This window comes from Staphylococcus felis (genome assembly GCF_003012915.1).
GTDB lineage: Bacteria > Bacillota > Bacilli > Staphylococcales > Staphylococcaceae > Staphylococcus > Staphylococcus felis.
Window position 1 is genome coordinate 479,961 of record NZ_CP027770.1, and the last position, 23,802, is coordinate 503,762.

16 protein-coding genes, 1 tRNA gene and 1 other RNA gene are annotated in these 23,802 nt (G+C 37.5%); 6 read left to right on the forward strand and 12 right to left on the reverse strand.

All coding sequences use genetic code 11. From position 1 onward, the window contains the following. Positions 1–38 precede the first annotated feature (38 nt). The 8 genes from ffs to gltB form a co-directional block, all read right to left on the reverse strand. Positions 39–308, reverse strand: an RNA gene (ffs, locus tag C7J90_RS02385) — signal recognition particle sRNA large type. 236 nt (positions 309–544) lie between these two features. Next, positions 545–1,261 (reverse strand): trehalose operon repressor, encoded by a 717-nt coding sequence (gene treR / locus C7J90_RS02390; RefSeq protein ID WP_103208621.1) that lies wholly within the window; start codon positions 1,259–1,261, stop codon positions 545–547. 11 nt (positions 1,262–1,272) lie between these two features. After that, a complete protein-coding gene (gene treC / locus C7J90_RS02395; protein ID WP_103208623.1) occupies positions 1,273–2,910 on the reverse strand; it encodes an alpha,alpha-phosphotrehalase in 1,638 nt (545 codons plus the stop codon). Between the two features lie 21 nt (positions 2,911–2,931). Next, entirely contained in the window at positions 2,932–4,365 is a 1,434-nt protein-coding gene (treP, locus tag C7J90_RS02400; protein ID WP_103208625.1) for a PTS system trehalose-specific EIIBC component, read from the reverse strand. A 157-nt stretch (positions 4,366–4,522) separates the two neighbouring features. Continuing rightward, positions 4,523–5,707, reverse strand: a complete 1,185-nt coding sequence (locus C7J90_RS02405; RefSeq protein ID WP_103208627.1) for an MFS transporter — start codon at positions 5,705–5,707, stop codon at positions 4,523–4,525. A 221-nt stretch (positions 5,708–5,928) separates the two neighbouring features. Beyond that, positions 5,929–6,021 (reverse strand) — tRNA-Ser (locus C7J90_RS02410). A gap of 66 nt (positions 6,022–6,087) precedes the next feature. Further along, entirely contained in the window at positions 6,088–7,548 is a 1,461-nt protein-coding gene (locus tag C7J90_RS02415) for a glutamate synthase subunit beta (protein WP_103208628.1), read from the reverse strand. Positions 7,549–7,647: 99 nt separating this feature from the next. Then, entirely contained in the window at positions 7,648–12,126 is a 4,479-nt protein-coding gene (gene gltB / locus C7J90_RS02420; RefSeq protein ID WP_103208629.1) for a glutamate synthase large subunit, read from the reverse strand. A 119-nt stretch (positions 12,127–12,245) separates the two neighbouring features. Here gltB and gltC point away from each other — a divergent pair, with 119 nt between their 5' ends. The 4 genes from gltC to C7J90_RS02440 are packed head-to-tail and all read left to right on the forward strand — an operon-like array spanning position 12,246 to position 17,362. Further along, complete coding sequence (gltC, locus tag C7J90_RS02425) at positions 12,246–13,124, forward strand: glutamate biosynthesis transcriptional regulator GltC (RefSeq protein WP_103208631.1); 879 nt, start codon at positions 12,246–12,248, stop codon at positions 13,122–13,124. Positions 13,125–13,137: 13 nt separating this feature from the next. Beyond that, positions 13,138–14,250, forward strand: a complete 1,113-nt coding sequence (locus tag C7J90_RS02430) for a YibE/F family protein (protein ID WP_103208632.1) — start codon at positions 13,138–13,140, stop codon at positions 14,248–14,250. Continuing rightward, positions 14,247–15,083, forward strand: coding sequence for a YibE/F family protein (locus C7J90_RS02435; RefSeq protein WP_103208634.1), 837 nt, complete (start codon positions 14,247–14,249; stop codon positions 15,081–15,083). The genes C7J90_RS02430 and C7J90_RS02435 overlap by 4 nt, the downstream gene beginning before the upstream one ends. Positions 15,084–15,100: 17 nt before the next feature. Then, positions 15,101–17,362, forward strand: coding sequence for an ATP-binding cassette domain-containing protein (locus C7J90_RS02440; protein WP_103208636.1), 2,262 nt, complete (start codon positions 15,101–15,103; stop codon positions 17,360–17,362). A 292-nt stretch (positions 17,363–17,654) separates the two neighbouring features. Here the strand turns inward: C7J90_RS02440 and isaB are convergent, their stop codons facing one another. Further along, the gene (isaB, locus tag C7J90_RS02445) at positions 17,655–18,170 is read right to left on the reverse strand and encodes an immunodominant staphylococcal antigen IsaB family protein (RefSeq protein ID WP_103208637.1); all 516 of its coding nucleotides are present in this window, start codon (positions 18,168–18,170) and stop codon (positions 17,655–17,657) included. 252 nt (positions 18,171–18,422) lie between these two features. On the opposite strand from isaB, the gene C7J90_RS02450 reads away from it, so the two are divergent. Next, positions 18,423–18,695 (forward strand): hypothetical protein, encoded by a 273-nt coding sequence (locus tag C7J90_RS02450; RefSeq protein ID WP_103208639.1) that lies wholly within the window; start codon positions 18,423–18,425, stop codon positions 18,693–18,695. 157 nt (positions 18,696–18,852) lie between these two features. Here C7J90_RS02450 and C7J90_RS02455 read toward each other — a convergent pair whose 3' ends face one another. The 3 genes from C7J90_RS02455 to C7J90_RS02465 all read right to left on the reverse strand — a co-directional run bounded on the left by C7J90_RS02455 (position 18,853) and on the right by C7J90_RS02465 (position 22,269). Beyond that, positions 18,853–19,860: a LysM peptidoglycan-binding domain-containing protein gene (locus C7J90_RS02455; RefSeq protein WP_103208640.1), complete on the reverse strand. Its 1,008-nt coding sequence runs from the start codon at positions 19,858–19,860 to the stop codon at positions 18,853–18,855. A 367-nt stretch (positions 19,861–20,227) separates the two neighbouring features. Continuing rightward, positions 20,228–21,370, reverse strand: a complete 1,143-nt coding sequence (locus C7J90_RS02460; protein WP_103208642.1) for a bifunctional cystathionine gamma-lyase/homocysteine desulfhydrase — start codon at positions 21,368–21,370, stop codon at positions 20,228–20,230. A 2-nt stretch (positions 21,371–21,372) separates the two neighbouring features. After that, positions 21,373–22,269, reverse strand: a complete 897-nt coding sequence (locus tag C7J90_RS02465) for a PLP-dependent cysteine synthase family protein (RefSeq protein ID WP_103208644.1) — start codon at positions 22,267–22,269, stop codon at positions 21,373–21,375. Between the two features lie 161 nt (positions 22,270–22,430). Here C7J90_RS02465 and C7J90_RS02470 point away from each other — a divergent pair, with 161 nt between their 5' ends. After that, entirely contained in the window at positions 22,431–23,738 is a 1,308-nt protein-coding gene (locus C7J90_RS02470) for a carboxylesterase family protein (RefSeq protein WP_103208645.1), read from the forward strand. Positions 23,739–23,802: the final 64 nt, after the last annotated feature.

Here is a 23,802-nt window from a genome sequence, read left to right on the forward strand (position 1 = left end):
ATTGATTATATATCTTTATATGTTTTGAAAATAAAAAACCATGCACCTTTGTGTTGAATGTGTATCATAAACGTTACCAGAATCGACAGCTAAATCTCGGCTACCCCACGGCACATATGAGAATCCACTTAATGCTGCTTCCGTCAGGACCTGACATGGTTCATGGGTTCATATTGCATGGGACCGAAATCTTCAAACACCTCGTGTTCTGGGCAGACTTCACAAAAACACATCCGCGACAAAGGAATTCAGCCTCGCATAAAGCGGATTTCGAGTACAGGGAACCGCTACCTCCCCGCTTAGCACGGTAGAATTAATAATACTATATTTTTGATAGAGAATGCAAGTCTTAGTTGCACATATTAAGCATAAAGTATACCTTAAATGCATTGACTGGCGTTCGAAAACCATATTACGATAAAAAATCAGTAACTTTGTCGACAGTCTAAACGAAACAACCACATTTGTAAGAACCTTGATCTAATCAAAATCGTTTCTATGTTTGTTTAATCTGAAATACTAATCTCTTTCACCACAGCACCTTCTAGCGCCTTGAAAAATCAGTAAATTTAAACTCCGTTGCAATATGTTTAGATATATTATATTGAAAGCGGCTCGTATCTTTCAAATGGACAATGCCTCGAATTGTCGCGGTATATTCTGGTATAACCTCTCCAAAAGCCAAGTGTTCTAATGCGCCAAATGGTTCGAAAGTAATAGACTTACTCGAAAATCCTATTTCATATCCTTGTTGCTCAATATATTCATACAAAGAATCTTGAACAATCTCTTGCGTTAAGCTTGGAAGCATCTCAGCTAAACAATAATCTTCATCAATAATTTTAGTTATTCCATCTAATTGACGATAGCGAATAAAGTGCCATAATTTTGTATCAGCTGTTAGATCTAATGCTTCTTTTACTCTTGGGACTGCGCTTGCTTTTATTTGTTCAAAAACTGGCACAATCGTTTCGTACTGCATACCTAATTGTTTTTGCACTTCTTTAAAACTCACGAGCTCAGCAAAAGGGAACTCTGTCATACCTTGATAGATTACGACAGACCCCTTTCCTCGAATTTTTTGAATTAAACCTTCTGACACAAGCATATTCAAGCTTTTTCGCACTGTTTCACGTGACACGTTGTATGTTTTAACTAACTGATGTTCCGATGGTAACTGTGAGCCAATTGGATATTCGCCATTGAGAATGAGCTGCCGTACTTGTTCATAAATGTACTTAAACTTAATTTGTTCCACTATATCTTCCGCCTCTAATTTTCTATTGACATCACTATAGTAGCATAAGGTTCAAGATAATCATCTAATAATTGTCCACTTTGGATGATAACAGCTCCTTTTCGTTCAATATCAGAAGGGAGCTGTGCTTTCTGATTTGTCATATTAGCGATAACCAACCAGCGTTCCCCTTTATACTGACGCTCATAAACAAATAGCTGTGCATGTTCCATATAGCGCGGCACAATATTGCCATATGTGATAATTTCTTTTTGATGTCTTAACGCAATCAATGTCTTATACGTATAAAAAATGGAATCCGGATTATTAATTGCTGAAGCCACATTAATATGACGGTAGTTTTTAGCTACATCTATCCAAGGTGTTCCTGTCGTAAAACCGGCATGTTCATTCGCATTCCATTGCATCGGCGTTCTTGAGTTATCACGGGACTTCTGACTTAATATTTCTAAAGCCGCTTCATCGTCCAATCCTGAGTCTATCAGCATCTGATATGCGTTCAATGACTCCACATCTCGATATTGATCAATCGATGTAAAATGGGGATCCGTCATCCCAATTTCTTCACCTTGATAAATATAAGGCGTTCCTTGTAATAAATGCAAAACAATAGCTAGCGTTTTAGCGCTACGTTCACGTAAAACTTCATCTTTATCTGTGCCAAAGCGTGATACAACACGCGGTTGATCGTGATTACACCAAAAGATGGCATTCCAACCGCCACCTTCATAAATACCCATTTGCCATTTCATTAGGATATCTTTAAGTTGCAACAAATCAAACTTTTGATTCGTCCATTTTTCACCATTTTGATAATCCACTTTTAAATGATGAAAATTAAACACACTTCTCAACTCTTGGCGTTCTGGGTGTGTGTACTGAATACAATGATCAATGGTTGTTGAAGACATTTCACCGACTGTCATCATATCTCGATTGCCAAAGGTATGTTGATTCATTTCATGTAAAAACTCATGAACGTACGGACCATCTGTATAAAACTCTTTGCCAATCTTTTCAGAATCCCTAAATTCACCTTTAGAAATAAGATTAATCACATCAAATCGAAAACCATCCACACCAAAATCAATCCAATAATTCACAATATCATACAAAGCATGGCGTACAGATTCATTCTCCCAATTCAAATCTGCTTGCGTAATATCAAACAAATGCAAATAATACTCACCCGTTACCTCATCATATGCCCATGCATTACCGCCAAACTTAGATTCCCAATTCGTGGGTGGCCCGTCTGAAGAAGATTTGAAAAAATAATAATCGCGATATGGATTGTCTTTGGACTTACGTGCTTCTTGAAACCAGTGATGTTCAGTTGATGTATGGTTGATTACAATATCCAGCATAATTTTAAGATTTCTCTTGTGTGCTTCATCGATTAAGTCACGTAAGTCTTCATCACTGCCAAATTGCGTGTTTACTTTATAGTAATCGCGTATATCATAACCATTATCATTCATAGGAGAATCATATATTGGCGTTAACCATAAATAATCGACACCTAAAAATTGAAGGTAATCCAATTTTTCAATAATGCCTCTTAAATCTCCTTGACCATCTCCTGTAGTATCATTAAAGGACTTTGGATAAATTTGATAGACGACAGACTGACGCCAGTCCTTTTGTCTCATACTATAAAACCACCTTAACTTTTATTTTTCTCCAACGATTGATTTTGCCTTTTCTTTACTAAATTTCGAAAAAATAATTGTCAAAACAAACGGCAAAATTGCCGAAATCAACGTTCCTAAAGCATAGACACCCCAGAACTGTTGTTCAATAGATAAAATAGCAGGCAATCCACCTACACCTACTTTACCGATAACGCCTGATCCCCCAATTAAAGCCCCTACACACATTGACGTGACAATCGCAGCTATGAATGGATATTTTAGTGGTAAATTCACGCCAAACATCGCAGGTTCCGTCACTCCTAAAAAGCCTGAAACACCTGAAGTAATAGCCAAACCTTGTTCCTTTTCAAGTCGACGCTTTTTATAAATATACCATGCACCAAAAGCCGCTGACCCTTGTGCAATATTAGACATCGCCAAAATAGGCCATAAATATGTTCCACCAATATCACTGCCCATCAGTTGGAAATCGACTGCTAAGAACATATGATGCAACCCTGTAATCACAAGTGGTGCATAAATCAGACCATAAATCGCACCACCAAACCAACCGGCATTTTGGAATAAAAATGTCACTGCATCAGTAATACCTTTACCAATCACTAAAGCAACTGGACCAATAATCAAGAATGCTAAAAATCCAGTTATGAGTAATGCAACTGGACCCACTACTAACAATTTAATAGAATCATGCACTACTTTGTTTAAACCTTTTTCAATTTTCGCCAATACGTAGGCTGCTAAAAGAACGGGTAATACTTGTCCTTGATAATTCAATTGCTCAATTTTCAAGCCAAAAATGTTCCATGTTGGAATCTGATCTACTTTGCCAATATCATACTGTGACAGTAATTGAGGATGCATCAAAACGAGCCCCAAAACTAAACCAAGTACAGGATTCCCTCCAAACACTCGCATCGCACTCCATCCTACAAGTGCTGGTAAGAAAATAAATGCTGTTGTCGCAATCACATTAATAATATTCGCAAAATCGGCAATTTGCGGCACACGTTCAATAATTGACGGCGACTTATTGATTAAAGGCATTGTCAAAACATTATTAATCCCAAGTAATAAACCTGCTGTCACAATCGCAGGCAAAATCGGAATGAAAATATCACCTAACAACTTAATAAGCCGCTGTAAAGGGTTCCCTTTTTTCGCTGCTTGTGCTTTAGCTTCATCTTTAGATACTTCATCTGTGCCTGTCTCATTTATTAAAACTTTATACACTTCATCCACAGTGCCCGGACCAATCACAATTTGGTACTGATGATCTGCTTTAAACTGTCCTTTCACCAGTGGATTTTGGTCTAACTTCTCCTTATCCACCTTACTATCATCATTTAATACTAATCGTAAGCGCGTCACACAATGCGTCGCTGATTGAAGATTGTCTTCACCACCAATTGCTTTGACAATATCACGCACATCCGAAACTTTAACTGCCATACCCCTATCACTCCCTTAAACCTATACTTGTACACACAAATTATAAGTTGTATGTACAAGTTTTGCAAAGGTTTTCATTTAGTGCTTTATCAATTGATTAAAAAAGCACGCATATCTCTTCTTTGCCAAAGAAATATGCGTACTTTAACAACCTTATTTACGGCGTATAGTGTTTTTCTTTTGAAATGACTCTGACATTCATCAAGTAACATATGAACGGCACAATAAGAAGCGCAGAACACGCAATAAAAGTAACAGTATAACCCACCTTTAAAATAACGTATCCAAAGATAACCCCCGAAAGAATCTCTCCAAATGCTCCTGAAGCACCATTTAAAGAAAATATAGTTGCCATACTAGAAGATTTTTGAGACATTTCTTGATTCAAAGCATTATTGATTAAAACATTCATTAAATCGTCCATAACAGTTACAAATGAAATACTTATAAAGGTCACTAACTTTTTACCAAGCGCTATTAATACAATCAATATAATTGTCAACATCACGATTAATAGATTAAATGCTTCAGGCAACTGATTGATTTTAGCATTGAATTGGGAAAAAGTATGCAACATCACCAACAATACGATACCACCAGTCATCGCAACAAACCCAAACTTCGATTCATCAATACCAATATATTGAAAGTAAGGTTGCCAATATCTGTCAATCGTATCGATAACAAAAGCAAAAAAGAAACTAGCTATGATGATGTTGAATGCTCTTTTGTTATTGAATAAGACAGCAGTGGCATTTTTAATGATTAAAAGAACTGAAAATGGAGTACTTTCACTTTCAGCTTTAGGATTTGATCTGATCTTTATAAATCTAATGATAAATATTATTAAAATCATAGAAATCAATCCCGCCAAAACAAACGGAATCACTTTATTGATGTGATATAAATATCCCGAAATAGGAGCTATTATGATAATGCATAATATGTAAAGTTTACTATTATTCAAAAGTACCTTAGAAAATTGTTCCTCGTTCACAACAGAGCTAATCCATGCCTCAAACGTTCCTGAAAACAACGTTTCTGATAATGTCCATGTCAGCAACAAAGCCATCAATATTAACCAGTTCGAGGAAAAAGGAAATAACAGCCAAGTCATCGAAAGACATATGGCCGAAATCGATAAATTGACTTTCACTCCAAATTTATCAGCAATTGCCCCTGAAGGAACTTCAAATACAAATTTTGCAATCTCAAAAATTGTTCCAATTAACCCCAACAAAAAAAGATTATAGCCTGAATGATATAAAAATAAAATCCACAAAGGCGCGTATAAACCCACTACGCCTCCTCTCAAAAGCGAAATCACATAAAACGGCTTCACCTAAAATCATCCCCCCTTTACCTTCACAATTTAATATTTTTCTAATTAGATGCATTAATCATTTTTAGAAAAATATCACAAGTGAGGCTATTCTGTTATTTTCAAGTATAGCACCTTTAAAAGTAGTAAAAAATCCCTATTACGCAAATAAAAAAGCCAAATGTTTAAAACGTGTTAAACATTTGGCTTTTATATCTATTAGTCTTGGATTTTACTTATAATGGCGGAGGAAGAGGGATTCGAACCCCCGCGAGCCGTTAAGCCCCTGTCGGTTTTCAAGACCGATCCCTTCAGCCAGACTTGGGTATTCCTCCGTGTTACGAGCACAATAATTATAATATTATAGCTCGCTAACAATGTCAACAATTAATTTACAAAAATTAAACAAAGCTTTTTACATTTAAATATTCATGCACACTTTTCGCGACTTCTCGACCTTCTCGGATAGCCCAAACGACTAAACTTTGTCCTCTTCGTGCATCTCCTGCTGCAAAATATTTGTGTTGATTTGTATGATAATCTTCTGTACTCGCTGCAATTTTTTGATGCTTTAATTGAATACCCAATTTCTGAGTGAGATGTGGTTCGACCCCTTCAAATCCAATAGCCAACAATACTAAGTCAGCTGGGATAAAAATTTCTCTATCCCCGCTCAGCATATCCAATTCATTACGATCGCTTTGAACACGTTGTACGTAAACACCTCTTACATTATGATCACTATCATAATCAAATCGCATCGTTTGAATGCCATATGCACGTGGTTCTTGGCCAAACTTCGCTTCATATTCTTGATGTGCGTAATCTTTTTTCAAAATCGGCTCAGCATGTGGCCAACTCGTATTCATTTCAAATTGTTCTGGCTTTTTCGCTCTTCTATTAAATTGCACCACAGAAGCACATCCATCTCTGAGGGCTGTTGCAACACAATCCGCACCTGTATCACCATCACCGATTACGATAACACGCTTACCTTGAGCCGAAATAGTTTGATGTGATTTTTCTTTCAGTAAGCGTTGCGTTTGCTCTGCGAGGTAATCCATCGCAAAGTGTATCCCCTCGCTCATGCGCCCTTCCAGTTGTAAATCACGTGGCTTTTCAGCACCTATACATAAAACAATCGCATCATATTCAGATTCCAATGTCTGTTGATCCATATCGACACCTACATTTATATTACATTGAAAGGTAATGCCCGCTTCTTCCATTAATCGAACACGTCGAAATACGATGGATTTATCCAACTTCATATTTGGAATACCATACGTCAATAGGCCCCCCGGCTTGTCATTTTTTTCATAGACTGTCACTTGATAGCCAAACGTATTCAACTCTTCTGCTGCAGCTAATCCCGCAGGACCACTTCCAATAATCGCGACTTTTTGTGCTAACCGTTTGGACGGCTTTTTGACTTTGACCCACTCTTTTTCGAACGCTTCATCGATAATAGTACGCTCTATACCTTTAATCGCGACTGATTCTCGATTAATCTTCATCACACAAGATGATTCACAAGGTGCTGGACAAACATAACCTGTAAAATCTGGAAAATTATTTGTTTCTGCTAAACGTTGATAAGCATATTCAAAATCTCCTCGATAGACTAAATCATTCCACTCAGGAATATAATTTCCTAATGGACAACCTATCGTTTCACGCCCTACTTCTTCACCTGTTTGACAAAAAGGTGTACCACAATCCATACATCGTGCACCTTGTTGTTTGGCATCTTCATTCGTAAAACGTGACTGATACGGGTTAAAGTTTTCAATTCGTTCCATTAACGGTGTTTCATCTAGCTTACGTTTTGAATATCTCATAAAGCCTTTAAATTCACCCATGACGATTCCCCCTTTTCCTTAATTCAAGCGATTAAAGTGACACAAGAAGCTATAATCCATTTGACTCTCGCTAATGTGTCACTATAATCTTTTTTCAAATTATGCTTGTTGAACTTGTGTATGATCATTGAATGCGGCTAAAACTGCTTTTTCTCGTGCTCCAAATTGTTTTTGATAGTCGTCAATTCTTTGTGTCATAACTTTATAATCTTTTGGAATGATTTTAATACATCGATTAATCTCCGTTTCAAAGTGATCAAGAATCTTTTGTCCTTTGATACTATTCGTATAGCTAACATGGTTTTCAATCATGAATCGCAACTGACTTTGCTCTTTCGGATCTTTAACTGTATCAAAATCCAACGTATCTAATTGGCATTGTTCTATAAATGTTTCTACTTGCGATGGAAAAAGGTAACACACACCACCACTCATCCCTTGTCCGAAGTTTTTACCTACATCACCTAAAATGACTACGCGCCCGCCAGTCATGTATTCTAAGCCGTGATCGCCTACCCCTTCTACAACAACGTTAGCACCACTGTTCCGAATACAAAAACGTTCACCTGCACGTCCGTTAATATAAGCTTCACCCTTTGTCGCGCCGTAAAAGCAAACATTACCTACAATAATGTTGTCTTCTCTCGATGGATTCGGTGCATTAATGACTAGTTTACCACCTGATAACCCCTTACCAACGTAGTCATTTGCATCTCCAGTATGTTTAATTGTTAATCCTTTCGGTATAAAAGCACCTATACTTTGTCCGCCATGTCCTTCTGTCTCTATAGTAATCGTATCGTCTGCTAACCCTTCTAAGCCATGAACTTTTGTAATTTCACTACCAGTCAGTACACCTACATTACGTTGTACGTTACCGACTTTATAACGCCCTACGAATGTTTCCCCTTTTTCAATAGCTGTTTGCGCTTCGGATACGATAGCTGTCGCATCAAGGTTACTTAATACACCATGTTGCTGTGAAATTGTTTTGATACGCTCGCCTTCGTAACGATGTAACAACTTATCGAGTTGCATATCCCGTGCTTTTGGATGGTTTGAGACACGCATAGCACGCTTTAATAAATCTGTACGTCCAACGAGTTCATCAACTGACGCTACACCAAGCTGTGCCATGATTTCTCGAAGCTCTTGTGCAACAAAATGCATGTAATTCACAACATGTTGCGCTTTACCTGTAAACAATTGCCTGAGTTCACCGTTTTGCGTTGCGATACCAACAGGACACGTATCTTTATGACAGACACGCATCATGATACATCCGAGTACAACCAAAGGCGCAGTTGCAAAAGCAAATTCTTCCGCACCTAACATACAGGCAAAAGCAACGTCACGTCCTGTAAGCAGTTTTCCATCCGTTTCTAATCTGACTCTCGACCTTAGTCCATTAAGCATTAATGTTTGATGTGTTTCAGCCAGGCCTAACTCCCACGGCAAACCTGCATGTTGGATGCTCGTTTTAGGTGAAGCCCCTGTACCGCCGTCATAGCCACTTATCACAATTTTATCGGCGTACGCTTTGGCAACACCTGCAGCAATAGTACCGACACCTGATTTTGAAACGAGTTTCACTGTGATATCAGCCTGATGATTCGCATTTTTTAAGTCATGGATTAATTGCGCTAAGTCTTCGATAGAGTAGATATCGTGATGTGGTGGTGGCGAGATTAATCCGATTCCTGGAGTAGAGCCACGCACTTCAGCAACCCATGGATAGACTTTACCTCCAGGCAATTGTCCACCTTCTCCAGGTTTCGCACCTTGAGCAACTTTAATTTGAATTTCAGAAGCATGATTTAAGTAATAGCTCGTTACACCAAAACGTCCTGAGGCTACTTGTTTAATCGCGCTATGATAGTCACGTCCATCACTTTGAACGTGATAACGACTTAAAGACTCTCCGCCTTCCCCACTGTTGCTTTTTCCACCGATTTGATTCATTGCTTCGGCTAACGTTTGATGCGCTTCTTGAGAGATTGATCCATAACTCATCGCACCTGTTTTAAAACGTTTCACAATACGATCAACCGTTTCTACATGTTTAATATCAATAGGTTGAACCTTTTTAAACTCAAACAAATCTCGGATATGACTCGTTGTATGCTCATTCGCTACACTTGAGAAAGCTTTGAATTTATCATAATCATTTTCTCGACAAGCCTGCTGCAATAAACGAATCGTAGTTGGATTGAATGTATGATACTGGCCTTGTTGGCGCCATTGGAACGTACTTCCTGCGCTAAGTACATCACCCTTATTCGACTGACGCGCCTTATTTTCAGCATCTAACGTTTCAAGAGAAATTCCCGACAATTTTGACGTTGTCCCTGTAAAGTAACGTGCTATAACATCCTCTCCTATCCCGACCGCTTCAAATATTTGTGCGCCATGATAACTTTGAACTGTCGAGATGCCCATTTTGGCCATGACTTTAATGAGCCCTTCAGCTAACGTCTGATTATACGTTGTCACATTGTCATGAATCGTGCCGTCCAGTCGACCTTGCTCTGTTAAATCGGCAATCGTCCGTTGTGCAAGATACGGTAAAACAGCATTTGCACCATATCCAATCAAGCACGCAATATGGTGGACTTCACGCGCTTCACCTGAAGAGGCTACAATACTCGTTTGCATTCTTAAATTTTCACGAATCAATAGTTGATGAATATGACTCACAGCAAGTAAGATCGGCATCGCATATTGTTTTGATGCTAAAACAGATTGATCTTCAAGAACGATAACCTCTGCACCTTCTTGGACTGCCTGAATGACCTTACGACCTAAAGCTGTTAATGCCGACTCTAAGCCATCGCTATAACCCGTTGAGAAATAAGCACACTTTAAAGCTTCAGCTTCGATAACATCTAATTGATTTTGCGTTAATATCGGGTGCTTAAGTTGCACACGATTTAGCGCTTCTTCATCCGGGCTAAGCAAGTTACCTTCACCACCCAAATACGTTAATTCACTTGTCACTATTTTCTCACGGTATGCATCAATAGGTGGATTCGTCACCTCTGCAAAGAGCTGTTTAAAGTAATTAAATAAGGATTCAGGCTGTTCACTTAAAACTGCAAGAGGCATATCATAGCCCATTGCACCGATAGGATCTTTTTGTGCAGTCACTAATTCTGTAAGATATTTATCAATTTCTTCTCGTGTATAGCCAAATCTTTGTTGATCATTCAATAACGCGACTCGGTCGAATGATTCAGCTTGGTAAAGGACTTTCTCTAAATCAAGCGCCTCATCTTTTGATTGAAGCCACGCTTGATAAGGGTTTTTCTTAGCAATAGACAATTTCAATTCGTCATTATCAACGACTTTGTTTTGTGTAAAATCAACGAGCAATAACTTGCCCGGGTTAAGTTGTCCTTTATATACAACATCTGATTCCGAAACATCAACCACACCAACTTCTGATGAAAAGATAATTTCATTTTGCTTTGTAATCGTATATCGGCCAGGTCTCAGTCCATTCCGATCAGTTAGCGCACCTAGCTTGTCACCATCACAAAAAGAAATCATTGTAGGTCCATCCCAAGGCTCCATTAAATAACTATAAAATTCGTAAAAGGCACGAACATCTGGATGATTGCTATGGTTATACAGCCATGGTTCAGGTATCAGTAACATCGCTGCTTGTTCAGGTGGCATGGCTAAGCTTAAAAACTCAAGCGCGTTATCAACAATAGCCGAATCACTACCAGATTGATTGACGATGTCGTGCACTTTATATGCATCGTCTCCAAAGAGTGTTTCTACCAACTTCTTTTGTCGTGCTCTCATCCAATTCACATTACCTTGAATTGTGTTAATTTCACCGTTGTGCATGAGTAAACGGTTCGGGTGAGCACGTTCCCAACTTGGAAATGTATTCGTACTAAACCTAGAATGAACAGAGCCAAACTTTGACACATAATCCTCTTGTTGAAGGTCAATGTAAAGACTTTGAATTTGATCAGATCTCAACCACCCTTTATATACAATTGTTCGTCTCGACAAACTCGCAAAGTATAGCGTAAGTCCTTGTTCACTACTATATTTTTCAATCTGTTTTCGTGCGAGGTATAATGCCTGATCAAAATGTGAGGCTGTCGCATTAGTCACAAAGACTTGCTGAATAACTGGCATCGTCTTTGCAACATGCGGTGCAAGACACCCTACATCAACAGGCACCGACCGATACCCTTCGACATGCAATCCTTCATTTGAAAAACGTGTTGCAATTTCTTCTTCGTGGACTGTGCCAGAAATGGTTTCGCTTGAAAATATCATCCCAACCGCATATTCACCTTCATTGGGTAAGTTGAAAGATGTCACTCGCTCAAAATAAGCATATGGAATTTCCGTCATGATACCTGCACCATCACCTGTAATGCCGTCAGCGCCTATTCCACCACGATGATCTAAACGACGGAGCATCTCTAAAGACTTCTCAACTATTTGATGCGACCTTTTATTATTCATATTGGCATAAAACCCAATCCCACACGCATCATGTTCTTCGCGCTCATCATATAATCCATAGGTATGCTTAAATAAGTTTTTTGACATTTCTGACACCTCTTTTCTGTAATGTTTTTACTATATAGAATATAATTAATCTCATCAATATATGTATGAGATTAAATCATTCTCTTTTTGAGATACTTTAATATAAAGGAGATTAAAAAATGGAGATTAAACAGTTAAAATACTTTGTAGAAGTAGCCAAACGCGAACATATATCTGAAGCTGCCCTCGAATTGAATATTGCGCAATCTGCAGTGAGTAAGCATATACGTCAATTAGAAAAAGAGTTAAATACCACTTTGTTTTATAGACGTGGCCGTAATGTCTTTTTAACATCAGAAGGTAAACGTTTATTAAATGATGCCGAACGTATTTTAGAGCAAGTGCATTTTACAGTGTCTCAGTTTCAATCATATGCCGATACTGAGCGCCACACCATTCGTATAGGTTATTCAAATGGATCTGTCACACAAATATTACCAACCATTTTGGCTTTGATTGAAAACACTCTTGAAGTCACTATCATCCCGAACATGATTGAAGACGCATTGATTTTACGTGCGTTACATGAGCAATCCATTGACATCGCTTTAACTACACACTCAGATTCTCAATCAGAATATCGGAACATCGCATTATACGAAGAAGCGTATGCTATATACGGCCATAAAGATACGCCTTTATTAAACATTCCCAATCCCCCACTCAAAGATTTATTAAAACAAACGCTGTATATTTACGAGCCTTTACCATATGACTTAAAAACATATTTACATCAACATGCAATACATCCCGTCTATACCATTAATAACCCTCAATTCGCTCGATTTATTTTGCAAAATCAAAAAGGGTTTGTACTTGCACCAACTTACTTGAACTTATATAGTCGGAATGAACAGTGGAAACAAGTTTTACTGTCTCACACTGATTTCAAAAAGAGTGTTTACCTCATTTACCGCAATGAATTACAAAAACCATTGCTTGAAGATGTCATTCATATTCTCACTAAACATATACAACAACACACGACGTATCATTAAGGAGTTTGATTTTATGCTCAACAAATATATCAAAAGCAATTGGACCTATATGATTCTAGCAAGCATTATCATTGCAATAGGTTGCATCATATTTACGCGTTTTAACGCACAATTTTACCAGTCCCCGCTAGGAGAGGTCACAAAAGTCACATCACATCAAAGTCAAAAAACAACGGATGAGCACCATAATCAAGATGTGATTTATACAGACACACTACATATTAAGTTACTTAATACAAATGACAAAGGGCAAATCGTCACAGTCAAACATCGCTATAACGCATCTAAATCTGAAGCCCAAGCATACCACCAAGGTGATCGCGTATTACTACATATAGGGCAGTCTGAGCAATCTATATATATTACTGAGAAAAAACGCGATACTTTAGTGGTCACTACAATCAGTATCTTTTTTATCTCACTTTTACTCGTTGGGAAGAAAGTAGGGTTACAATCGATTGCTTCATTAATAATTAATACCATGGCCATTATCTTGGCAATTATGATATATCAATATAATCCAAACTTGAACCTTTTTTTGATGATGTCACTAGCAGTCATACTTTCAACCAGTTTGACACTAATATTCGTTATAGGGTGGACGAAACGAACAGTTATTACGATTTTGAGTACATTGTTAGGGACATTTATATGTGTCGGTATTGCTTGGCTTGTGATTACACTCACCCATAGTCAAGGCATTAAATATGAAACGATGAACTTTTTGACCATTCAACCTCAAATCGTCTTTTTTGCATCCGTTTTAATCGGGACATTGGGTGCTGTTATGGACGTGGCAATCACGATTTCAAGTGGTATGCACGAAATCTTACAACGTTCACCGCACATTTCAACAGAGCGGTGGATCAAGGCCGGACGAAATATTGGCCGAGATATTATGGGGACGATGACAAACATTTTATTATTTTCATACTTAGCAGGGGCATTACCGATGTTCTTAATATATCTCAAAAATGGCAATACTCTAACCTATAGCATCTCAATGAATTGGTCACTTGAAATTTCCCGGGCAATCACTGGCGGTATCGGCATCGCTCTGACAATTCCAATTACAATTGTACTGATGCAAGTTTGGCAAAAATGGAAAGGAGCTTTTCTCTCATGAATGCTGTTTTAATTTTAGGGCTGATATTACTCATACTTATGACAGTATTTGGTGGTAAAACAGGCTTTATTTCTTTTTTGACACTATTTTTAAATGTCGTTATCTTAATTATCGCATTGATTTTAATGTTATTTGGCATCCCAATATATCTTGTCACTTTTGTCTTTTGCATTGTCATTGCCGCCATTAATCTCTTTGTATTAAATCAATTTAATATCAAAACTTTTGCCGCTTTCATTTCTAGCATCGTCACAACTATTTTAATGCTAGGTGGGATCTACTGGTCTGTACATACTGGCCATTTACAAGGTTTTACGACTGAAGAACAAGATGAGACTTATATTTTCTCACTTAATATCGGGATGGATATCGAGCAATTTATGATATTCACGGTAATCCTAGCAGTCATTGCAGCATTGATTGATTTAGCAATAACCATTAGCTCGCCTATCTATGAACTGAATGAAACTAATCCAGACTTAAGTCAACATGATTTATTTCACTCTGGCATGCGCGTAGGTCGTGAAATATTAGCGACATCTGCTAATACAATTTATTTGGCATTAATAGGAGGATCTTTAACGCTTGTTTTTTGGTTTTTCAATTTACATTATTCATTAGGCCATCTAATTAACGCTAAATTATTGACTCAAGAGCTCATCACTATTGTCCTTGGAGGTATTGCGATTGCAGTTTGCATCCCTATTACAGCAATGATTACCGCATGGCTCGTTAAAAACGCTCATCGTTTACCCATTCAATTTAACGACTTTGAGACAGATCCTCATATTCAAGAAGCTGCATCTTCAAATGAAAAAGAGGGTAAAGGCTAAACTGGAGGCGATCAATCATGGCAGATATCCAAATACAAGGCGCTCGACAAAACAACTTAAAAAATATCGATGTTTCGATACCTAAATATCAACTTACCGTCGTCACGGGTCGATCAGGTTCGGGAAAGTCTTCACTCGTTTTCAATACGATTGCAGCTGAATCTGAACGATTACTAAACGAAACTTATTCAAGTTATATACAGCATCAACTAACACAATATGAAAAACCCGATGTAGACCATATCAAAAACTTACCTGTTGCTATGATTATCAATCAAAAACGGTTAGGCGGGAATTCACGGTCGACAGTAGGTACCATTTCAGATATATATGCATCTGTCCGGCTTTTATGGTCACGTATCGGGGAACCTTTTGTAGGCTATTCTGACGTCTTTTCATTCAACAACCCAAATGGAATGTGTCAAACGTGCCAAGGCCTAGGCTATGTAGAAGATATCGATTTACAAGAACTCATCGATTTTGACCGCTCTTTAAATGAAGGTGCTATTAACTTTCCATCTTTCAAGCCGGATAGTTGGCGTGGGAAGCGGTATCGCTATTCAGGGCTTTTCGATAACGATAAAAAGTTAAAAGACTATACTCAAAAAGAACTCGACACCTTCTTGTATACTAAACCTACCAAACTTAAGAACCCTCCATCAAATTGGCCAAAAACAGCTAAATTTGAAGGATTAATACATCGTTTTCGTCGTTCTTTTTTACTGAATGATAACTTCGAGAAAAAGCGATTTTTAAAAGATGTCGAGCGCGTCGTCACAAAACAACAATGTCCGACATGTCACGGCCAACGACTCAATCAAAAAGTATTAAGTTGTAAGATTCACAACTTAAGTATTGCAGATTTTACTGCGCTCACCATTGAGGAGACCATCCCTTTTTTAGAATCCATCGAAAGTGAAAAGGCAAAGACAATTATCGAACCTCTTTTGCATCAGCTTAAAGCATTAAACCATATCGGCCTAAATTACTTAACATTAAGCCGAGAAACAACAACGTTATCTGGTGGCGAATCTCAGCGTATTAAACTGATTCGTCATCTCAACAGTCCATTAACAGACTTAGTTTATATCATCGATGAACCTAGCGTTGGCCTTCATCCAGAAGATATTGAAAAAATTAACGATATTATGCTTAGTATTCGTGACAAAGGCAATAGTGTCATTATCGTTGAACACGACCCAGACGTCATCAAAATTGCAGACCATATTATCGACATAGGTCCTAAAGCGGGTCAAAATGGTGGACGCATCATTTTTCAAGGGAGTTATGATGAATTACTACAATCCAACACTGATACAGGACAAGCATTACTACGAAACCATCAGCTGAATCAACCTAGTACACAAGTATATACTGAATGGTTTCATCTAAAGGACATTTCAAAACACAATCTAAAAAATGTGTCAGTCGACATCCCTAAATATGCATTGTCCATCATTACAGGCGTCGCTGGTTCTGGCAAAAGCTCTCTTATTCGCGCAGGATTTGAACGTGATACCGACACCATTTTTATTGATCAAAAGCCTATACACGCCTCTAATCGTTCTAATTTACTAACTTATATGGACGTTTTTGACGATGTAAGAAGTTTCTTCAGTCAAGAAACAGGCCTTAAGAAAAGTTTGTTTAGTTACAACTCTGAAGGCGCCTGTCCGAATTGTAATGGTAAAGGCGTTTTAAAAACTGAACTTGCGTTTATGCCGGACTTTTCACAAGTTTGCGAAGTATGTCATGGGATGCGATACAAACCCGAAGTTCTCAAAGCGAAAGTAAATGGCCAATCCATTGCAGACGTACTCGCTTTAACAGTTGAAGAAGGCATTGACCTTTTTGAGGAAAATGCTAAAATAAGCACCCATCTTAAAGCATTACAATCTACAGGACTGTCCTATATGACGCTTGGCCAATCTTTAGACACATTGTCTGGTGGTGAAATTCAACGCGTCAAATTAAGCCGATATCTTACGGAATCTGTAACCGGAAAAACATTTATCTTTGATGAACCTACAACCGGATTACACGAAGATGATATACCGATTTTACAAGAACGATTTAAGTCGCTTATTCATGATCACAACACTGTTATCTTAATTGAACATAATTTAACTATGATGACTCAAGCAGATTGGCTTGTAGATATCGGTCCGGGAGCTGGAACGCAAGGGGGGCATATTTTATTTAGTGGTCCACCACAAGACATTTTGAACATTGAATCATCTGTAACAGCTAAACATCTCAAAATGTATATTCAAACTTAAAAAGAGCGGTGAGACATAAATATCTCGAAGTTTTCTTATAATGAGATGATTCATTCAATGATACGAAAGTGTATTTTTTAAAGTATTTTAAAGTAAGATTACATGTATATCACGTCGTATTGTTGGCGAGACGCCTGAGGAAATAGGGTACGGCTCGCCCCATCCCCCTAGGAAATGCGAGCTAAACAATACGAATGATTGATAACAGAAAAGCGTAGAGGTGATTCATGATTGAACCATCTCTACGCTATATTTTGGGATTGATGTCCCAGCCTGTTTCATTTATCATATATTATTTTTGACTAATTGTTTTAGACTTAATCACTATTGAATTACCACGATAAAATGCAACATACGTTGAATCCGTGTCATATACTTCGCCTTTTTTAACGTGACTCGCCATATCTTGGCTACTATTTTTCACTTTATCAACTAAAAGTGTCAAATCCACTAGTTTTCCATCTTTAATACCGACAATAATGTCATTTCTTTCATAATACATAATGCCTTTTTCTTGATAATATTTTTTCAAGTTTGAACCCAACGCATTTTCAACATCTTCTTGAGTGGATTCACCCACTTTAAGGTTTTCATATTTAAAATTGTCATTTTTTAATGCATTATAAAATGTTTTGTCTCTTAATGCATTATTATCTTGATAATTGAAAACACCTTTATATGTGTAATATGGTTTTTGATATTGAGTGGCTGCTTGTGCAGAATCATCACTTTGCGTTACAGTAACCGCGCCCAACATCATTGTTGCGGACAAACTTGTTGCTAACATTATTTTCGAAAATTGATTCATTAAATTCACTCCTTAGTGCTGTTCCATCTTTATTAATATTTATAAAAATATTAAACAAATAAACACAAATTATATACATGTCTATGCATATTAATCATAACAAAATTACATTTATGTTTCATCTATTACATGTTCATGAATTGGTATGATTTTTTCTCAGCCTTAAGTTGTAGTAAGCAACATACACGACAGATATATCAAAAATGTTATACTAATAGCAATGATGATTTCAGTTTAAGGGAGCGATATTAAATGGCAAAAAAATCGAATAAGGGATTAAGTGCATTATCTATGATTTTATCGGGCGCATCTATGACTGTTGATGTCTACAATGCGTATGTATATCGATCAAAACACAAAAAATTGAGCTATGCTTCAATTGTGATTGGCCTAGCAGATGTTGTATTAGACACTTATCTTTCACTTGGTTCTAAAAATAAATTTGTGAAAGCATGGTCTCTTTTTTCTTTAACTCGCCAAGTCACATCATCAATTAAAAAAATCAAAGCGATTCAATCACGTTAAGATGACCTGAGAAACCCTAATCAAAAATGAAGAGGATACTGTTAGAATAAGCATTTTGGAATGTAGACATGTCTTTTACACCGAGAGATTACACATGCTCAACTCCAAAGATTTGCTGTACTAACTTTATCCTCTTTTTTATATTTGCGATATATTACTAATGAATGTATTTATATGAGCCGACAGCATAAGCCGGTATCGTACGATATGTCAAAATGCCTGGTCCCGCACTATAGTTCATCTCTGAAACGAGAATACTACCATCATAATTAACACGTTCAACAAAAGCAACATGACCTAAATATCCTAAATCAGATTGTAAAATCGAACCTACTTCTGGTCTATTGTCAATTGTATAACCATCACGTAATGCATTGTCGTCCCACGTATTTGCATTCCACCAATATGTACTAATACCTTTCCCAATTGATTGGCGTTTGTTAAATACATACCATGTACATTGTCCCCAATCATAATAATTCATATGATTGAATATAGGCGAATAGTAACCACTAGCAGTTGATGTATTCGAAATGGCAGTTTGTGTTGTCGTTTGCGTTTTTGTTCCAGTCACTTTAAGTTGTTGACCTGGATAAATAAGGAATGACGTCAGTCCATTAAGTTGCATAATACTTTGATAAGTTGTGCCATATTTTGATGCAATTAATGATAACGAATCGCCAGCTCTAACCGTATAATATGATGAACTTCCACTATTAGTTCTCGCTTGTTGCGTAGGTTGTGCTGGTCGGGTAACAGTTGATGAACCACTTACTTTTAATTGTTGGCCTGGGTAAATTATAAAATTAGATAAACCATTTAACTGCATAATATTTTGATATGTTGTCCCGTAACGTGCAGCAATTTGAGATAATGTGTCTCCACTTCTAACTGTGTAAACAGTTGATGTGTTACTTGACGTATTAGTATTGCGACTAGTTTGTGCGCGTCCAGAAATGGTTAAAATTTGATTCGGAAAAATAAGGTTAGATGTTAAGTTGTTGTTTGCTTTTAATTGGCTAATAGTAATACCGTATTGGGCTGAAATAGACCACAGCGAGTCTCCCGCTTTAACACGATACGTTGTCGCTGCATCAGCATCTACTGCTGCTAATGTTGCTAACGCAGATGTCCCAACGATTGCTGCTAATAATTTTTTTTGCACAAAGGGTCCCTCCTTAATTAATGAATTAGTGACTAAAATATTCTAAAAACATTATACACCTTGCCTCATGAAATAAATATATCGGTTATATAACATTATGATTACAAATAACAAAACACAATATAATTATTAAGTATTAGTTATGCAAATAAAACATTAGAAAACATTCAAGTTTTTATTTTTTCTTCTAAAAATTCTCACTACATAATTGTATTAGAATAAGCCATGTAATATTCAGTCAAATATTTTGAGATACATCTATTTATCCACATTATAAAAAACACCTCAAAAGTTAGCTTCATCATCCAACTTTTAAGGTGTACTCAATGTAACATTATTTTTTATTGTCCGCTTTATATAATTGTTTCTATAATGTGTCCAATGCTTGTTTTAAATCTGCAACAATATCTGCCGTATCTTCAATTCCTAGTGATAGTCGTACTAATCCATCGGCAATCCCTTCTTTAGCTCGAATTTCAGCAGGTATTGAAGCATGTGTCATGAGACTTGGCACAGAAATCAAACTTTCTACAGCACCTAGACTCTCTGCAAGTGTAAAATATCGTGTTTGCTTGACAAGATGCTTGGCTTTTTCAACATCTGCAACTTCAAATGAAACAATCCCCGGTGTTCCTTCTGATTGAGATTGATGCACCTCATAGTTTACATGTGACGGTTGACTTGGATGGTACACACGTACAACACTATCATGTTCATTTAACATCGCTACTACTGCTTCTGCATTACGTTGAATCTGGTCTAAACGTAATCCTAATGTTTTAATGCCACGTACAAGTAAATAACTGTCTTGTGGTCCAAGTACGCCGCCAGTTGAGTTTTGAATAAAACCAATACGTTCCGCTAATGCATCATCATTCAATGCAACAAGTCCAGCCACTACATCACTATGCCCCCCTAAATATTTTGTCGCAGAATGAACAACAATATCTGCACCTAATGTTAAAGGTGTTTGGAAATAAGGTGTCATAAATGTGTTATCCACTACTGTAATCAAATCGTGTTGTTGTGCAAGTTGACTGACTGCTTTAATATCAGTCACACGTAACAACGGATTAGAAGGCGTTTCAATAAAGACCATCTTCGTATTGTCATTAATTTTAGCTTCAATATTTGCAACATCTGTCGTATTAACAAAATCAAACAAAATGCCATAACGTGTAAATACTTTAGTCATTGCACGATAAGTGCCTCCATAAACGTCTGAACCAACAATAATGTGGTCACCTTGGTCTAACAACATGATAACAGCACTAATCGCGGCCATTCCTGACCCAAACGCAAACCCATGTTGGGCTTCTTCTAAATCAGCAATTACAGACTCTAAAGATGAACGCGTTGGGTTAGCAGTTCTTGAGTACTCATAACCTTGTCGCAATTCACCAATCGCATCTTGCTTATATGTGCTTGTTTGATAAATAGGTGTTGTTACAGCACCAGTATATGGATCTGTCGTTTGACCTCCATGTACCATTTGTGTTTTTTTCTTCATGATTATTCGCTCCCATATTCAAATATTTTTTGAGACATATACCGATCGCTCCCATCCGGGAATACGACAACAATCTTACCTTTTCGGATTCGTTTTGCTTCACGAATTGCCCCTTCAAGCGCTGCACCAGAAGAGCTTCCAACTAGAATACCTTCATATCTTGCAATATCTTTGACATGTTGAAAAGCAACCCTATCCGACACAACTTCTATCCTATCAATCCAGACTTTGTTTAAAAAACGTGGCCATTCTTCTACGCCAATCCCTTCTATGTCATGTGACCCTTTAGGTTGACCACTTAATATTGATCCAGTTGGCTCTACAACTAAACATTTAATCTGGTGTTTAGAGAAAACTTCTGACACACCTGAAAACGTTCCCCCAGACCCTGCGCCTGCTACAAAATGTGTGATATCAGGTACTTCTTTTAGTATTTCTTCAGCTAATGTCTGTTGATATGCAGCGGGATTATCATTCGTCTCAAACTGATTCGTATAATAAGCTTGATGTTCATCAGCATAACATTTTGCAGCTTGACGTGCACCCATCATCCCCTCAGATTTTGGAGTGCGATATATTGTTGCACCTAGCGCGCGCATAATCCCAATTTTTTCCTCTGAAAATCCTTCCGGTGCAAAAATGATACAGTTGAGATGATAGTGATTGGCTACGAGCGCTAAGCCTATACCGGTATTGCCTGCTGTTGCTTCGACAATTGTGTCACCTTCATGGATTTTACCTGACTCTATCGCTTGCTCGATTAAATGTTTAGCAAGCCTGTCTTTGATACTTCCCCCTGGATTGTACATTTCCAGTTTTGCATAAATTTGAATGTTTTCATCACTGTAATGTTCTAACAAAACCAGTGGTGTATAACCTATTAAATCAAAGTTTTTCAACAGTGATCCTCCCGTCCTCATTATAAAGCTTAGTTTAACAATAAGAATTATAAGTTATTTTATACACCGTTTCAATAGCGTTTGATGAATTGCCTTATATTTTTACTTTACAATCGACTGATGTAACATAATGATAAATATGTAAAATAGAAGGTGAAAAAATGTGTCTTGTACATACCAAACTCGGATATGTTAAGGGCGAACGTCACACTGGGTACGACTGTTTCAAAGGGATTCCTTATGCTAAGCCGCCAATCGGTGCTTTACGCTTTTTGCATGCGCACCCCATCGATCAATGGCAAGGTGTGCTTGATGCGACACAGTGGTCTGACATCCCTATCCAACCTCATAACTCACTCGAACGCTTTTTTGCAGTGACAGACCACCAATACACACAAAATGAAGATTGCTTATATTTAAATATTTGGCGACCTAATCGTAAAGTGACGCATCCTCTTCCTGTCATTATCTATATCTATGGTGGAAGCTTTCTAAATGGTCACAGCGCACAAGACTTATATCAACCACATGAAATGGTTAAACAAGAAGATGTGATAGTAGTCACACTGAATTATCGTATAGGGGCTTTAGGCTTTTTAGATTGGTCTACTGTGAATAGTGATTGGGATAAAAATAATGGTCTATCTGATCAAATATGTGCTATCCAATGGGTACACCAATATATTGAGGCGTTTGGTGGTCATCCTAACCATATCTCACTCATGGGACAATCAGCTGGAGCTATGAGTATCGAAGCACTTTTACGAATATCAAGCGTACGTCCACTCATTAAAAATGCCATCTTACTCAGTGGCATCCTAAAAATGGACAGTTTAGAAGATGGCAATCAGAAGGCCCATGAATTTTCCGCGCTCAAAACAAAACATTTAGGTGCGCGAGACTTCGAAACACTCTCAAGTTCAGAAATGCTTTTCTTAATGGAGAAACACCAAGAACACTACGGGAAATCAAAAGGATTAGAGTTATTGTATCAACCCATTGAAACCGAACACATCGATTCGACTTATCACAATGTCCGCATCCCAATATTACTTAGTATCACAAAATCAGAAGGAGATATTTATATCGCGAATGAGCATAAACGCCTACTACCAGCACAATTTCAAGCTGTTATTCAAAGAGCTGGTCTTAAAGTGCCACAAGAAAGCGAGATTCAAACAGCACAGCAACAACGTGACTTTATTACAATGTACTATTTTAAAAAGCCTTTTCAAAACCTTTACGAAACCTTATCACAATATACAACTGTATGGACATACGAATTTACATGGGCCCATCCAACACATCCCGATTTTGCCACACCTTACCATATACTAGATGTTATCTTTTGGATGGGACGTTTGGACATATTAACAGCGCATGGCGCATATGTATCAGACCGTGACAAACAGTTAAGTCGTCATATGATGAGAAAACTGTGTCATTTTGTACAAACTGGTAAATTTTAACCCTTTTGCCCCACGTTTGATACTCATTAGATTATTAAAAAAGTGGCATTGAAATCAATATGTC